This window comes from Rhizobium leguminosarum, assembly GCF_002953715.1.
Taxonomy (GTDB): Bacteria; Pseudomonadota; Alphaproteobacteria; order Rhizobiales; family Rhizobiaceae; genus Rhizobium; species Rhizobium leguminosarum_V.
On record NZ_CP025012.1, the window covers coordinates 1,221,153 to 1,235,589 of the forward strand.

The window sequence follows — 14,437 nt, forward strand, 5'->3', positions numbered from 1 at the left end:
CCAGTTATAATTTTGGTGAGCGGAGTGTCTGGAATGGCCTATCTTCTGCAGCAGCTGGCGAATGCGGTTCCGCTGGCCGCCCTCTATGCCGCGCTCGCGTTCGGTTATGCCGTAGCCTTCGGCGTGACGAAGCGGGCCGACATCACCTATGGGGCGATCTTCGCCTTCGCGGGCCAGATCCTGCTGCTCTTCACCGAACTCGCCTATGTCAGGTTTTGGCTGGTGCTGCCGGCCGCACTTGCCGTCGGTGCCTGCGCTTCCATCGTCTATTCGCTGGCGGCGGGCCTATGGATCGGCCGCTCGATCATGCTGCCGCTGGTCAACAAATCGCCGAATACGGTCATCGTTGCCGCCCTCGGCATCATGATCGTGCTGATGGAGACCGCCCGGCTTGCCGCCAATACGAGAGCCATCTGGTTGCCGCCATTCCTGAACGACACGGTCGTCTTCTGGAGCGACGGCCTGTTCAAAGTGACGCTCACCCATATCCAGCTGATCAACACGGCGCTGATGTGCGTGATCGTTGCAGTTGGTACGCTGATCCTCAGGCGCACGGCCTGGGGCCGCGTCTGGCGCGCCGTCACCGATGATCCGCTGGCCGCCGAGCTCTGCGGCACCAGCGCCGACCGCGTCTTCCTCGTTGCCTATGCGGCCGGGGCGCTTGTCGCCACCATCTGCGGCATCCTCGCCACTTTCTATTACGGCTCGATGGATTTCGGTTCCGGCCTGATGTTCGGGCTGAAGGTGCTGCTGATCGCAGCCGTCGGCGGCTATTCCGATCCGTTGCGCTCGGCAGGCGGCGCTGCCGGGCTTGCCGTCGTCGAAACCATGTGGGGCGCTTACGGCCCCTTCGTCTGGCGGGATCTCGTCATCTTCTCGCTGCTCGTCCTGCTCCTGGTCATGAGCCGCAGGGAGCGCGTGGTTCTCTAATTTACTTCCACTTGTCGCGCGCTGCATCGTCGGCGTCTTTGGCCGCGACCCAGTCGCCGGAGGCGCCGTCCTTGCTGTGCTCCTTCTTCCAGAAGGGGGCCGCAGTCTTCAGGAAGTCCATGACGAAATTCGCGCCGTCGAACGCCGCCTGCCGGTGCGGTGCGGCTGCGACGACGAGCACGATGTTCTCGCCGGCTGCGATCTTCCCGTAGCGGTGGATGGCGGTCAGCCCGAGAAGTCCGAAACGCGCGATGGCAAGATCGCCGATGCGCCGCATCTCCGCTTCGGCCATGCCGGGATAATACTCGAGTTCGAGGGCCGCCAGCGTGCCGCCTTCATCGCGGCAGAGGCCAGAAAAGGTGACGACGGCGCCGATCCCGGATTTGCCTTTGGAGAGGCGATCGACCTCGGTCTGCAGGTCGAAGTCCTCATGCTGGACGCGGATGGTGGGGGGGACGGTCACCGAAACCTCCCTCTTCTCCCCAGCGGGGAGAAGATGTCCGAAGGACAGATGAGGGGGGTGAGCGGCGAAAGCCGCGAACGCACTGAGCGCAAGCGAAGGCCGGTATCTGCCGCAGCGGCCCCCTCATCCGACCCTTCGGGCCACCTTCTCCCCGCTGGGGAGAAGAGAGAGGAATATGCCGCGCCCAACCTCATCCCGGTCACGTCACCCACCCGTCATCGGCGGAAATATACCGATCTCTTTCGCCCCTGATATCGGCTCGTCATGTTCGACATGCTCCATATCGAGCGCCACGCGGATCACGTCGGGATATTGAAGTGCGGTCTCATATTCTTCGCCCAGCGTCTTCAAATGATTCAAGAGATCGGCAACGGTGACGACGGAGGAGGGGAGGTCGATCTCTTCCTCTCCCTTGCCGATGCGCTCGCGCACCCAGGCGAAATAGACAAGCCGCGTCATTCCTCGTCATCCACGATATGTTTCACCCCGGCGCGGAAATAATCGTAGCCGGTATAGATCGTCAGCAGCGCCGCGATCCACAGCAGCGCGATGCCCGTCTGCGTCGTATAGGGGAAAATCTCGTCGCCGGCCGGGCCGGCGAGCAGGAAGGCGATGGCGACGAGCTGCAGCGTCGTCTTCCACTTGGCGATCCGCGTCACCGGTACGCTGACCTTCAGCGCCGCCAGATATTCGCGCAGTCCCGAAACGAGGATCTCGCGGCAGAGAATGGTGATCGCCGCCCAGATCGACCAGCCGGCGATCGTCTGGTCGGCCGCGACCAGAAGAAGGATCGAAGCGACCAGCAGCTTGTCGGCGATCGGATCGAGCATGCGGCCGATATTCGACGTCTGGTTCCAGATGCGTGCGAGATAGCCGTCGAGGAAATCGGTGAGCGAGGCGATGACGAAGATCCACAGCGCCACCCAACGCGCCGTGTTGCTGATCGACAGCCTGCCCTCGATGAAGAAGCAGAGAACGATCAGCGGTACGGCGAGGATGCGGCCGTAGGTCAGAAGATTGGGAATGCTGTACGCACGCGATGCCATGGGATCGTTTCTCTGAATTGATGCGCCGCTACAGCGCCGCGCGTCTTTTCAGGCGCGCAAAGGACGCTGTAACACTTTAGAATATCCGCATCGAGCTTTCCGAAAGTCGATTCCGATTTTCGGGCCGATGCGGTAGATGACGGCTTTGGCTGCGGACCGTCAACATTCTTTCTGTCTTTTCACCGCCTTTGCGTGGAATTTGCGACGGACGCCGGTTATTTCGCGGCGTCGTCGTGAAAATGGTTATAGACCTGTTTGGCGACGGCTTCCGATATGCCTTCCACCGCCATCAGATCGGACAGGGCTGCGCGCGAAACGGCCTTTGCCGTGCCGAAATGCTGGAGCAGCGCACGTTTGCGTGACGGGCCGATGCCGCCGATCTCGTCGAGCGGGTTCTTGATCATTTCCTTCTTGCGCCGTGCCCGGTGCGAGCCGATCGCGAAACGGTGCGCCTCGTCGCGCATGCGCTGGATGAAATAGAGCACCGGATCGCGCGGCGGCAGGGTGAAGCTCTCGCGTCCCGGCGGGAAAAAGCGTTCGCGCCCGGCATCGCGGTCGACGCCCTTGGCGATGCCGATCGCCGTCACGCTGTCGGTGATACCGAGTTCGGTAAGGATGGCGCGCACCGCTGTCATCTGACCCTGGCCGCCGTCGATGAGGATCACATCGGGCCAGGTGGGGAAGGGCATGTCGGCTGCATCGGGCGTGGCCGTCTGCGCCGTCCGGTCAGGAATGCCTTCCTCCTTGATCAGCCGCGAGAAACGCCGCGTCATCACCTCCTTCATCATGCCGAAGTCGTCGCCGGGCGTGATGTCGGTCGATTTGATGTTGAACTTGCGGTACTGGTTCTTGACGAAACCTTCCGGCCCCGCGACCACCATGCCGCCGACGGCATTGGTGCCCATGATATGCGAGTTGTCGTAGATCTCGATCCGCTGCGGTGCATAGGCAAGCCCGAACGTCTCCTTGAAACCTTCGAGCAGCCGCGACTGCGACGCCGTCTCGGCAAGCTTTCGTCCATGTGCCTCACGCGCATTGCCGACGACATGGTCGACCAGATCGCGCTTCTCGCCGCGCTGCGGCACGAGGATGGAAACCTTGTGGCCGGCCTTTTCGCTGAGTGCTGCGGCGAGCAGCTCCAGCTCCTCGACCGTCTGCGACAGCATGATCTGCTTCGGCACCGGCTTGTCGTCGTAGAACTGCGCCAGGAAGGAGTTCAGCACTTCGGCGCCGGAAAGCTGCGGATCGGCCTTCGGGAAATAGGCGCGGTTACCCCAGTTCTGGCCGGTGCGGAAGAAGAACACCTGGATGCAGGAGATGCCGCCCTCGTGATGGATGGCGAAAACGTCAGCCTCCTCGACGCCGGCCGGATTGATGCCCTGGTGGCTCTGCACGTGCGAAAGTGCGGCCAGGCGATCGCGATAGATTGCCGCCCGCTCGAAGTCGAGGTCCTCGGCCGCCTGGTTCATGGCCTCGGCCATATGCGACTTCACCTTCTGGCTTTTGCCGGACAGGAAGTCCTTCGCCTCCTGCACCAGTTCGCCGTAACCCTCGTCGCTGACCTCATGGGTGCACGGCCCCGAACAGCGCTTGATCTGGTAGAGCAGGCAGGGTCGCGTGCGCGTTTCGAAGACGCTGTCGGTGCAGGTGCGGATCAGGAAGGCACGCTGCAGCGAATTGATCGTCCGCCCGACCGCGCCGGCCGAAGCGAAGGGTCCGAAATAGTCGCCCTTTCGCGCTCTCGCGCCGCGATGCTTGAAGATCGCCGGCGCCCGGTGGTTGCCGGTGATAAGGATATAGGGAAAGGACTTGTCATCGCGCAAAAGCACGTTAAAGCGTGGCCGCAAGCGCTTGATCAGATTCGCTTCCAGAAGCAGCGCTTCGGTTTCCGTGCGCGTCGTCACGAATTCCATGTTGGCTGTCTGGCGCACCATCTGGGCGATGCGATTGGAATGGACGCGGCCGACGGCGTAATTGTTGACGCGCTTCTTCAGGCTGCGCGCCTTGCCGACATAGAGCACATCGCCCTCGGCATTGAACATGCGGTAGACGCCGGGACTGTTGGGGAGCCGCTTGACGAATTCGCCGATCAGTTCCGCGCCGATGAGCCCGGTTTCATTAAGGCTGCCCGCGTTCCAGTCGACCGTCGCCGCAAGCGGGGCGGCGGCGGAAACGTCGCCTTCCACTTCGATATCGTCTTCGCTCTCATCCGTCTCGTCGTAGAGAACGCCGCCATCCGGCAGCTTTCGTCCGTTCATTCCGTAATCTCCGCCACATCGGGCGTCTGCCAGGCGAGGTGCTGGCCGCCGTCGAGGGCAATCATCTGGCCGGTGATCGAGGGCGTGTCGTAAAGGAAGCGAATCGTTTGTCCGAATTCCTGCAGCGCCGGCCCTCGCTGTAAGATAAGGGCTGAGACCTGCGCTTGGAAGTCCTCCATCGCCTGCCGCTCGCTCGGCATCGACGGGCCGGGGCCGATGGCATTGACGCGGATGCGTGGCGCCAATGCCTGGGCAAGCGTCTGCGTCGCCGTCCACAGCGCGGATTTGGAGAGGGTATAGGAATAGAAGCTGGGCCTCAGCGCCCAAACCCGCTGGTCGATGATATTGACGATCAGCCCCGCTGCCTCAGCGGGCATCTGCTGCGCGAAGGCCGCCGCAAGGATAGACGGCGCACGTACATGCAGGTCGAAGTGCAGTGCCCAGGTGGCGGCATTGAAACTACGCGCTGAATCGTGCTGGAAGACCGACGCATTGTTGACGAGCAGATCGAGCGGCCCGAGCGCTTCCGACGCCCTTGTAATGAGCTCGCCCGTTTCGTCGATATCGGTAAGGTCGGCCTGCAGGGCGGTTGCCCGATATCCCTTTCGCCGCAATTCCGCCACCAGCTCTTCGCCCTCACCGATGGAGCCGTTCGCGTGGATCGCAACGGAAAAGCCATTTGCAGCAAGGTCTTCGGCGATTGCCCGGCCTATTCTTTTAGCAGCCCCTGTTATAAGGGCCGAGCGAAGTCTTTTGTGGTTCAAAATCTTGCCTTCTGATCCCGCGAGTCTGTCTGCAGACTATATAGGGGCCGACGGAGATTATATAAATAGGCCGTTGTGGTTGCGTCCGAGAGCGGGATATTCTATGTATTATTTAAGAATTCGATTTCTTAAAATAAGTATTTTCAGTTTAACGCTTCAATAGGGTTAATGAAGTGTATGTTGCGCCAAAGCAACATCGAATTTCAGCCATGCGGCAGCCACAATGATATCACAATTTGGCTCTTTCAAATCCGCATTTGAGTTCCAATTTCAGTCTCGATCCGGAAGGGACATCTGGCAATATCCCGCCAATGCTTCACTGATAGACAGATGACAAGCGGCGCGGGACTGAAAGGAGACTAAGTATGCGTGTACTCATTGCTGGCCTCATGGCCTCCGTTTTTGCAATTGCGGGCGTCTCGGCAGCTCAGGCGGCCGATGCCGTCGACCAGGTTCCGGAAGCACCGGTCGCCCAGGACGCTCCAGTCAAGCCGGCAGGTAACTGGGAAGGCTTTTACCTCGGCGGTGCCGGCACCTACAACATGGGTGACTTCGGTTCCGACCGCCACACCTACGGTTTCGGCGGCCAGGTCTTCACCGGCTACAACTGGCAGCAGGGCCAGATCGTTTACGGCGTTGAATCCGATCTCGGCTACAGCGGCGACGACGTCTCCTCAGGCGGCGTCAAGAACAAGTATGGCTGGAACGGCTCCGTCCGTGGCCGCGTCGGCTACGACATGAACCCCTTCCTGCTCTACGGCACGGCCGGTCTTGCCATCGGCGACGTCAAGGTTTCCGACGGCACCTCGGACGAAAGCAAGACGAACTATGGCTATACGGTCGGCGCCGGCGTCGAAGCCTTCGTGACCAACAACATCACGACGCGCCTGGAATATCGCTACACCGACTACCAGAGCAAGGATTACGACCTCGACTCCGGCAGCTTCTCGCGCGGTTACGACGAGAACAGCGTCAAGCTCGGTATCGGCGTCAAGTTCTAAGCCGGACATTCCGTCCAAGCATGAAAAAGCCGGGCACGACGCCCGGCTTTTTTGTTGCCCGCTCGTTGTTACCAGACGCTCACCCCTGGGACTTGAGCTCGCTATGGGCAGGGAATTTCTTGTCGAACTGCCGCAGCCAGTCGGTGAGCGGCGCATGCTCGGCTTCCCACTGGTCCTTGAAGCGCAGCTCGAGATAATCGAGCGTCGCCGCCAGTGCGAAATGTCCGCCACTGAGCTTCTTGCCGAGCTTCGGCGGATTGGCGCTGAGATGCGCGAGCCCGCTCGTCGCCTTCTTCCATTGCCGGTCGATCCACGGCTGGTGAACCTTTTCCTCGTCGCGGAAGCGCCGCTCATAGACGATCGCCAGCAGGCAATCGCAGATGCCGTCGCAGAGCGCCTCGAGGATTTCCGCATCCGTGCGCTTGCCCTTCTTGGAAGGGTAGAGCCCACCCTTCGTCAGCCGGTCGAAATAATGCATGATCGCCACGCTGTCGTATATCGAGACCTCGTCATCGGTCAGGAGCGTCGGGATCTTGCCGAGCGGATTGTTGTCCACCAGGATCGCCGGTGCGGTATTGGTGTCGACCCGAATGGCGTTCAACTCCAGCTCCAGAAAATGCGCGGCCATCCGCACCTTGTTGGAATAGGGCGAGGCGGGCGAACAAAGGAGCTTCATGAGGGACACCTGATGAGATTGTGGAGCTGCGGCGCGGACTATTCCGCAAGCTAGCGCATAACCCCGAAAATCGGAATCGGTTTTCGGAAAGGATTATGCGCAAATTCAAAGTGCTACAGCGTCCTTTGCGCGTCTGAAAAGACGCGCGGCGCTGTAGAACGGGTCAATCGTCCTTGACCGCCTTGTTCTCGCCGCGCAGCCAGAAGGCGCGGTGCGAGGCGAAACGGTCTTGCGCCAGATGGTCCTTCAATGCGGGCAGCAATTGGTGCAACTCGTCCTTCAGCGTGAAGGGTGGGTTGACGATGACGAGGCCTGAGCCGGTCAGTCCGGTAATGCCGCGGTCGCTGCGAACCACGAGTTCGGCGCAGAGCATTTTCGGGATATCGAGCGCCTGCAGTGTCTCGTGGAATTCCTTGATCGGCGCGCCCTTTTTCAGCGGATACCACAGGCAATAGGTGCCGCCGGGAAAGCGCCGATAGGCCTTTTCCAGCCCCTCGGCCAAGCGCTGATATTCGTCCTCTTCCTCGAAGGGCGGATCGACGAGCACGATGCCGCGCTTCTCCTTCGGCGGCAGATGCGCGCCGAGCGCCAGCCAGCCGTCAAGCTCGGTGATGCGGGCATGGTGATCGCCCTCGAACAGCCGGTGCAGCCTGACGTAGTCCTCGGGATGCAGTTCCATCGCCGACAGCCGGTCCTGCGGCCGGAACAGCATGCGCGCAAGTTTCGGCGATCCGGGATAGAAGCGGATGCCGCCCTGCGGATTGAGTTCGCGGATTGCCGAGAGGTAGGGCTCCAGCAGTTCGGAAACCTGAGGGCCGAGGTCTGCCTCCATCAGCTTGCCGATGCCATCGACCCATTCGCCGGTTTTCTGCGCTTCTTCGGAGGAGAGGTCGTAGAGCCCAATGCCGGCATGCGTGTCGAGCACGCGGAAGCCGCCATCCTTCTTCTGCATGTAGCGGATCAGCCGCGTCAGCACGGCATGTTTCAGCACATCGGCAAAGTTGCCCGCGTGATAGATGTGGCGGTAGTTCATTTTTGCTGATGTCCGTATGAATTCGCGTCATGGGGAATTTTTGTGGCTTTTGGCCGTGCAAGCCTTGGAATATACAAATGCCATGAACATTGCGACCCCCATCCACGCCAAATCATCGAAGCCGGACAACAGGGTGGGCCACACCGCCTGTCCGCATGACTGTCCCTCCACCTGCGCGCTGGAGGTCGATATATCAGAGGATGGCCGCATCGGCCGTGTGCGCGGCGCCAACGACCATTCCTACACGTCAGGCGTCATTTGCGCCAAGGTCGCCCGTTACGCCGAGCGGCTCTACCATCCCGACCGCCTCATGCATCCTCTACGCCGCGCTGGCGCCAAGGGGGCAGGGCAGTGGCAGCAGATTTCCTGGGACGATGCGCTGGACGAGATCGCCGAAGCCTTTGTGAAGGCCGAGGCAAGGGACGGCAGCGAGGCGATCTGGCCCTATTTCTACGCCGGCACCATGGGCTGGGTGCAGCGCGATTCGATCGATCGCCTGCGTCATGCCAAGCGTTACTCCGGCTTCTTCTCCTCGATCTGCACCAACCCCGCCTGGACCGGCTTCACCATGGCGACCGGCACGCTGCGCGGTCCCGATCCGCGCGAGATGGGCCGCACCGATTGCGTCGTCATCTGGGGCACCAACGCGGTCTCGACGCAGGTCAACGTGATGACCCACGCCATCAAGTCGCGCAAGGAGCGCGGCGCGAAGATCGTCGTCATCGACATCTACGACAATCCGACGATGAAGCAGGCCGACATGGCGTTGATCGTCAGGCCCGGAACCGACGCCGCACTCGCCTGCGCCGTCATGCACATCGCCTTCCGCGACGGTTACGCCGATCGTGACTATATGGCTAGATATGCCGATGATCCCCAGGGTCTCGAGGCGCATCTGAAAACCAAGACGCCGCAATGGGCCGCTGCCATCACCGGCCTTTCGGTCGAAGAGATCGAAGGCTTTGCCAGCCTCGTCGGCACGACGAAGAAAACCTTCTTCCGCCTGGGCTACGGCTTCACCCGCCAGCGCAACGGCGCGGTCGCCATGCATGCGGCCGCCTCGATCGCCACCGTTCTCGGTTCCTGGCAATATGAAGGCGGCGGCGCCTTCCATTCGAACAGCGATATCTTCCGCATGAACAGCGCCGAACTGACCGGCCGGTCGATGAAGGATGCCGATATCCGCATGCTCGATCAGTCGCAGATCGGCCGCGTCCTGACCGGCGATGCCGTGGCGCTGCGCCATCGCGGGCCGGTGACGGCAATGCTGATCCAGAACACCAATCCCGCAAACATCGCCCCCGAACAGCGCCTCGTCAGGCGCGGCTTTGCCCGTGACGACCTCTTCGTCGCCGTGCATGAGCAGTTCATGACGGAAACGGCTGATATCGCCGATATCGTCGTTCCCGCGACGATGTTCGTCGAGCATGACGACATCTATCGGGCCGGCGGACAAAACCATATCCTGCTGGGGCCGAAGCTGGTCGAGCCGCCGCCAACGGTACGCACCAATCTCTTCGTCATCGAGGAACTGGCAAAACGCCTCGGTGTCGCCGATCGCCCCGGCTTCGGCTTCACCGCCCGCGAAATGGTCGACCGCATCCTCGAATCGAGTGGCCTGCCGGATTACGACCATTTCCTCGAACACAAATGGTTCGATCGCCAGCCCGTTTTTGAGGAGGCGCATTATCTGAATGGCTTTGCCCATCCCGATGGCAAGTTCCATTTCCGCCCGGACTGGATCAATCAGCCGGCGCCCAACAAGCCGCCGGCTTCCATCGGCGCGCTCGGGCCGCATGCCGTGCTTCCGGCCTTCCCCGATCAGGTCGATGTCATCGAAGTCGCCGATATCGAGCATCCCTTCCGTCTCGCCACGTCGCCGGCGCGTAACTTCCTGAATTCGAGCTTCTCCGAGACCAAGACCTCTCGCCAGAAGGAGGGCCGCCCTGAAGTGATGGTCAATCCGGCCGACGCCGAAGCCAACGGCATCGCCCATGGCGATCTCGTCCGCATCGGCAACAGCCGCGGCGATCTGCGCCTCCACGCCCGCGTCACCACCGAAGTCAAATCCGGCGTGCTGATCGCCGAGGGGCTTTGGCCAAACAAGGCGCATGTCGACGGCGAGGGCATCAACGTCTTGACTGGCGCCGACCCTGTCGCGCCCTATGGTGGGGCGGCCGTGCACGACAACAAGGTCTGGCTTCGCAAGGATGCAGCATGATGCAGCCGAAATCACGGGCGAAGATCGTCAGCGAAGAAACACTGTCGAGTGGCTGGACGCGGCTGAGCAGCTACCTGCTCGACTATATCGACCGCAAGGGCGCTACCCAACGGCTGAAGCGGGAGATCTATCACCGCACGCCCGCCGCCTGCATCCTGCTTTATGATCCCAGGCGCGACCTCGTCGTTCTCGTCCGCCAGTTCCGCCTTGCCGTCCATCTCAACGGCGATCCCGCCTGGATGATCGAGGTGCCGGCCGGCCTTCTCGACGGCGATCATCCCGAAGCGGCGATCCGTCGCGAGGCGATGGAGGAGACCGGCTATCGCCTGCGCGATGCGCGCTTCCTGTTCAAATCCTATCCCTCACCGGGTGCCATCACCGAAGTCGTCCACTTCTTCGCAGCCCTCATCGACACCGCCGACCGCGTGGCCGAAGGCGGCGGCCTGGACGAGGAACACGAGGATATCGAGGTCCTCGAAATCCCGCTCGACGAGGCTGCGGCAATGATCGAAACCGGCGAGATCTTCGACGCCAAGACCATCGTGCTTCTACAGTGGGCGCTGTTGAACAGGGGCAGACTTCGATAGCGGGCAAGGCGATGGGGCCTGGTTGGTCAAGTTGCCTCGGGCGGATCGAGATGATCGGCGGCCGTCTTAGTTTTCCCCGCGAACTCGCATCATCTGCCGAAAGGCGCGCCGCTTGAGTGCAGGCATCGCGTTGATGATGCGCATCACGCCGCGCATGACAGCGAGCTGAAGTCTGCCGACAATCGGCCGATGGGCCAGATCGCCGGCATCCATCTGCTTTTTCGATTCTTGGACTGCTTCGGTACTGTAGCGAAGCATCTCGACTTCGTAGGCATGTATGGCTTCGACGAGCGGCTTTTGTCCCTGGTCCGCTTCGACCAACATGCGTCCAAGCAGAGCGGCATCGCGAAGCGCTGTATTGGCGCCCGCGCCTCGTCCGGGTGTCATCGTATGGACGGCGTCACCGAGCAGAGTGACATTCGAACTCGCCCAAGGCGTCAGCGGGGCCGAGGTCCTCACCTTGATATCGCGGATCGTCGACGGCTCCGTCATGCGGATGAGAGTACGCAAATGCGGATGCCAGTCCCGAGCGAGCTCCAGGCCCAGCTCTCTCAATTGTTCGCCGCTCAGGCCGGCCGGATCCCGCGGGCAATTCTGCCGAGCGCCCCATATGCCCCAGCCGATGCTGTCCTCGTCGAGTGCCTCGACGAAATCCGGCCAACGAGCAGCGACACCAGGGTCACTTCGGCTGTCGACGAACTCGAGCGAGTGAATGATTGCGCCGAAGCCCATTGGTGCCATAATCAGCGACATGCCTTTGAACATTTTGTCCGACAGCAGAGCTTTCGTCTCGACCGTCATAGGAATTTTGCCCCCGAGCGATACGATTCCCGTGTCTTCCAGACGTGCTTCCGGCAAGCGTTGCCTGCGTATCGCGGAGTTCGTGCCGTCAGCGCCGACCAGCACATCTCCCGTCGCGAGGCTTCCATCCTGAAAGCTGGCGGTGACCGACCCGTCGGCGTTATTTGAGTAACCTTGAAGCGCCTTCCCGAAGAAGACGTCATCTTCAAGTCCCCTGAGCAGAACCCGCCTCAGCGTCTTTCGAATAACATTCCTTTCATCGTCGAGAGCGTTCGGGCCTGCATCATCGATATCGAAGCTCAGCACTTCGCCCAACTGTTCAGTGAGCATGTTGAAATAGCGCGGCGACCTGGCGCAGGTGGCGACATAGAGATCGTAGAGTTCGCCGGGGATACAGGCTTTCAGCGCTCGGCTTCCAGCCGGGCTGATGCCGACGCGATAACCACCGCTGTCGGTGTTCGGCGCAAGGTCGCGCTCATATACCTCTATGCAAACCCCAGCCTGCTTAAGCAGATGTGCGAGTGCTAGACCGCCAGTCCCGGCGCCGATAATCAAAACCTTCATGGTGCTAATCCTGGTCGAGTTTGGAGTCGATGGAGAACTTGGCGGCGATCTGCCTCAGCCACTCCTCTGTCCAGGTAATGCGCTGGGCGCGGAGGTCCCCGACAATGCTGTTGACCCAGGACAATTCGGTTGCGTGAAGCACTCGGAGATATTCCATCTCGAGAAGGAAGAGCCTTGGAACGGTCTGCGCTTCCTGCAGGACTTCGTCGATCCGGCGAAGTTCTGACTCGATGGCTTTTGCTCTGAGCTCAAGCTGGCTCGCCACATCGCTCGGCGCAAGCAGAGGAAGAAATGACATGGCTGCGGGGAATTCCGGATATTCCCGCGTTAAGGTCGACAATATCGCCCGCATCCATTCCAGCGCGATCTCGCGGCCCTTCTCGGTTATCTCGTACACTGTCCGCTCGGGACGCTTGTCATCCCGGACTGTTTTCTGCGGGGTGATCAAACCCTCGCGTTCGAGCCGCTGGATTGTTTGATAAAGGCTCGCCCTCTGCGTGACATTGATCACCTCGTCCTTGCCGCGCTCCTTGATGAGTCGCTGCATTCGGTACGGATGCAGCGGTTCTTCCATGAGCATTGCAAGGACGGCGAGCGCGATTGGAGAGCGTTTGATCAGTTTCATAGTCATAATATTACTAGTTATATCATAACTAGTCAATACGGTGACCGGGGCGTTGGCTCCTGGACAGGCGCCGGCTGGATCTGTGGCCGTGAATCCGAGGGGCGAGCGCATCCAACCATTTCCAAGGCGCAAGTTTCCGCTTTAAGGTGACAACGCTCGAAATTTCATACGACTGTCACGAAGCGGTTCTATCCGCTGCGGTTTGTCAATCATCGGATGCGGTCAGGAGAAAGCCTATGTGGCTCAGCAATTTCACCCTCGTTCTCCCAAACGAGGTGGTGAGTGAAGGTTCCGTGCGTGTTGAGGGTGGCGCCATCGCCGAGATCAGGCCGGAGCCGGTCGCCGGTGCTGCCATCGATGGCGGCGGGCGGCTGCTGATGCCCGGATTCGTCGACCTGCACGGCGACATGATCGAGCGCGAGATCGCCCCACGGCCGAACGCGACGATGCCGATCGATTTCGGCATCCATGAACTCGACAAGAAGCTTGCCGCCGCCGGTGTCACGACGGCGTTTGCCGCCGTCTCCTTTGCGACCGAGAGCGTCTATGGCCACGTCCGCTCGCTGGAGACGACATCAGCGGTGATCGAGGGCATCAACCGCCTGCGTGATGATCTGCTGATCGACCACCGCGTCCACGCCCGCTACGAAATTACCAATGTCGGCGCAGCTCCCGCGCTCGAGCGCCTGCTGAATGCCGACCAGATCGACATGGTCTCCCTGACCGACCACACGCCGGGCCAAGGCCAGTACAACAACCTGCAGAGCTACATCCTCAGCATCTCCGAGCGCCGCGCCATCTCCGAGGACATGGCGGCGGAGATCGTCGCCAAGCGCATCGCCATACGCAACAATCCTGACATCGAGGCCAAGCTGAAGGAGATCGTCGCGCTGTCGCTGAAGCACAAGCTGTCGCTTGCCTCGCATGACGATGACAGCGTCGAAAAAGTCGCCGAGATGCACGATCTTGGCGTCACCATCAGCGAGTTTCCGGTCACCGCGCCTGCGGCCGAGGAGGCGCGCCGCCGCGGTCTCTGGACGCTGATGGGCGCGCCGAACGCGCTGCGCGGCCAGTCGATGTCGGGCAATCTCAGCGCGCTGGATGCCGCAAGGGCCGGCCTGCTGAGCGTCATCGCCGCCGATTATCATCCCGCTGCCTTCGTGCCTGGCATTTTCAAGCTTGCCGACATGGTGGAAGGCGGCCTGCCGGCAGCCGTTGCCATGGCGACCGGCAATGCGGCCCGTTCGGCCGGCCTGTCGGATCGTGGCGAGATCGCTATCGGCCAGCGTGCAGATCTTGTCGTGGTCGAGCCGGGCGATATCAACCGCATCCGCGCCACGTTCCGCGCCGGCCGCTTCGTCTACAGCGACGGCACCCTGCATCCGTTAAGGGCTTTGGCAGCTTAATGCACCTCGCCCAAAAGTGCGCAGCGGTTTTGGGATAACGACACGCATAAATCAAAGACCTA

At 61.2% G+C, this 14,437-nt stretch carries 14 protein-coding genes; 5 read left to right on the top strand and 9 right to left on the bottom strand.

The annotated features are described in order from the left end of the window. The first annotated feature begins 33 nt into the window (after positions 1-33). Positions 34-930 carry a branched-chain amino acid ABC transporter permease gene (locus tag CUJ84_RS06260; protein ID WP_105005599.1) on the top strand — a complete coding sequence of 299 codons (897 nt, stop codon included), beginning with the start codon at positions 34-36 and terminating at the stop codon, positions 928-930. Between the two features lies 1 nt (position 931). Here CUJ84_RS06260 and CUJ84_RS06265 read toward each other — a convergent pair whose 3' ends face one another. The 5 genes from CUJ84_RS06265 to CUJ84_RS06290 all read right to left on the bottom strand — a co-directional run bounded on the left by CUJ84_RS06265 (position 932) and on the right by CUJ84_RS06290 (position 5,461). Beyond that, positions 932-1,393 carry a molybdenum cofactor biosynthesis protein MoaE gene (locus CUJ84_RS06265; protein ID WP_105005600.1) on the bottom strand — a complete coding sequence of 154 codons (462 nt, stop codon included), beginning with the start codon at positions 1,391-1,393 and terminating at the stop codon, positions 932-934. A 204-nt stretch (positions 1,394-1,597) separates the two neighbouring features. Further along, positions 1,598-1,852 carry a molybdopterin converting factor subunit 1 gene (moaD, locus tag CUJ84_RS06275; protein ID WP_012756855.1) on the bottom strand — a complete coding sequence of 85 codons (255 nt, stop codon included), beginning with the start codon at positions 1,850-1,852 and terminating at the stop codon, positions 1,598-1,600. Continuing rightward, a complete protein-coding gene (gene pgsA / locus CUJ84_RS06280) occupies positions 1,849-2,439 on the bottom strand; it encodes a CDP-diacylglycerol--glycerol-3-phosphate 3-phosphatidyltransferase (protein ID WP_003547103.1) in 591 nt (196 codons plus the stop codon). Before pgsA ends, moaD begins: the two co-directional genes overlap by 4 nt. 215 nt (positions 2,440-2,654) lie before the next feature. Next, complete coding sequence (gene uvrC, locus CUJ84_RS06285; protein WP_105005602.1) at positions 2,655-4,697, bottom strand: excinuclease ABC subunit UvrC; 2,043 nt, start codon at positions 4,695-4,697, stop codon at positions 2,655-2,657. Beyond that, positions 4,694-5,461, bottom strand: coding sequence for an SDR family oxidoreductase (locus CUJ84_RS06290; RefSeq protein WP_105005603.1), 768 nt, complete (start codon positions 5,459-5,461; stop codon positions 4,694-4,696). The genes uvrC and CUJ84_RS06290 overlap by 4 nt, the downstream gene beginning before the upstream one ends. Positions 5,462-5,826: 365 nt before the next feature. Between CUJ84_RS06290 and CUJ84_RS06295 the strand changes: the two genes are divergently transcribed. Next, complete coding sequence (locus CUJ84_RS06295) at positions 5,827-6,462, top strand: outer membrane protein (protein ID WP_018447444.1); 636 nt, start codon at positions 5,827-5,829, stop codon at positions 6,460-6,462. 79 nt (positions 6,463-6,541) lie between these two features. Here CUJ84_RS06295 and CUJ84_RS06300 read toward each other — a convergent pair whose 3' ends face one another. Both CUJ84_RS06300 and CUJ84_RS06305 read right to left on the bottom strand, forming a co-directional pair. After that, complete coding sequence (locus tag CUJ84_RS06300; protein ID WP_105008102.1) at positions 6,542-7,138, bottom strand: glutathione S-transferase family protein; 597 nt, start codon at positions 7,136-7,138, stop codon at positions 6,542-6,544. A 163-nt stretch (positions 7,139-7,301) separates the two neighbouring features. Continuing rightward, the gene (locus CUJ84_RS06305; protein WP_105005604.1) at positions 7,302-8,171 is read right to left on the bottom strand and encodes a 23S rRNA (adenine(2030)-N(6))-methyltransferase RlmJ; all 870 of its coding nucleotides are present in this window, start codon (positions 8,169-8,171) and stop codon (positions 7,302-7,304) included. Positions 8,172-8,187: 16 nt separating this feature from the next. Between CUJ84_RS06305 and CUJ84_RS06310 the strand changes: the two genes are divergently transcribed. Beyond that, positions 8,188-10,392, top strand: coding sequence for a molybdopterin oxidoreductase family protein (locus CUJ84_RS06310; protein ID WP_105005605.1), 2,205 nt, complete (start codon positions 8,188-8,190; stop codon positions 10,390-10,392). Next, positions 10,389-10,979: an NUDIX domain-containing protein gene (locus CUJ84_RS06315; RefSeq protein WP_105005606.1), complete on the top strand. Its 591-nt coding sequence runs from the start codon at positions 10,389-10,391 to the stop codon at positions 10,977-10,979. Before CUJ84_RS06310 ends, CUJ84_RS06315 begins: the two co-directional genes overlap by 4 nt. A gap of 66 nt (positions 10,980-11,045) precedes the next feature. On the opposite strand, the gene CUJ84_RS06320 is transcribed toward CUJ84_RS06315, so the two are convergent. Then, positions 11,046-12,344: an FAD-dependent oxidoreductase gene (locus tag CUJ84_RS06320; RefSeq protein ID WP_105005607.1), complete on the bottom strand. Its 1,299-nt coding sequence runs from the start codon at positions 12,342-12,344 to the stop codon at positions 11,046-11,048. Positions 12,345-12,348: 4 nt separating this feature from the next. Next, positions 12,349-12,969 (bottom strand): PadR family transcriptional regulator, encoded by a 621-nt coding sequence (locus CUJ84_RS06325; protein WP_245457534.1) that lies wholly within the window; start codon positions 12,967-12,969, stop codon positions 12,349-12,351. Positions 12,970-13,205: 236 nt separating this feature from the next. Between CUJ84_RS06325 and CUJ84_RS06330 the strand changes: the two genes are divergently transcribed. Next, positions 13,206-14,375: an alpha-D-ribose 1-methylphosphonate 5-triphosphate diphosphatase gene (locus CUJ84_RS06330; RefSeq protein WP_105005608.1), complete on the top strand. Its 1,170-nt coding sequence runs from the start codon at positions 13,206-13,208 to the stop codon at positions 14,373-14,375. Positions 14,376-14,437: the final 62 nt, after the last annotated feature.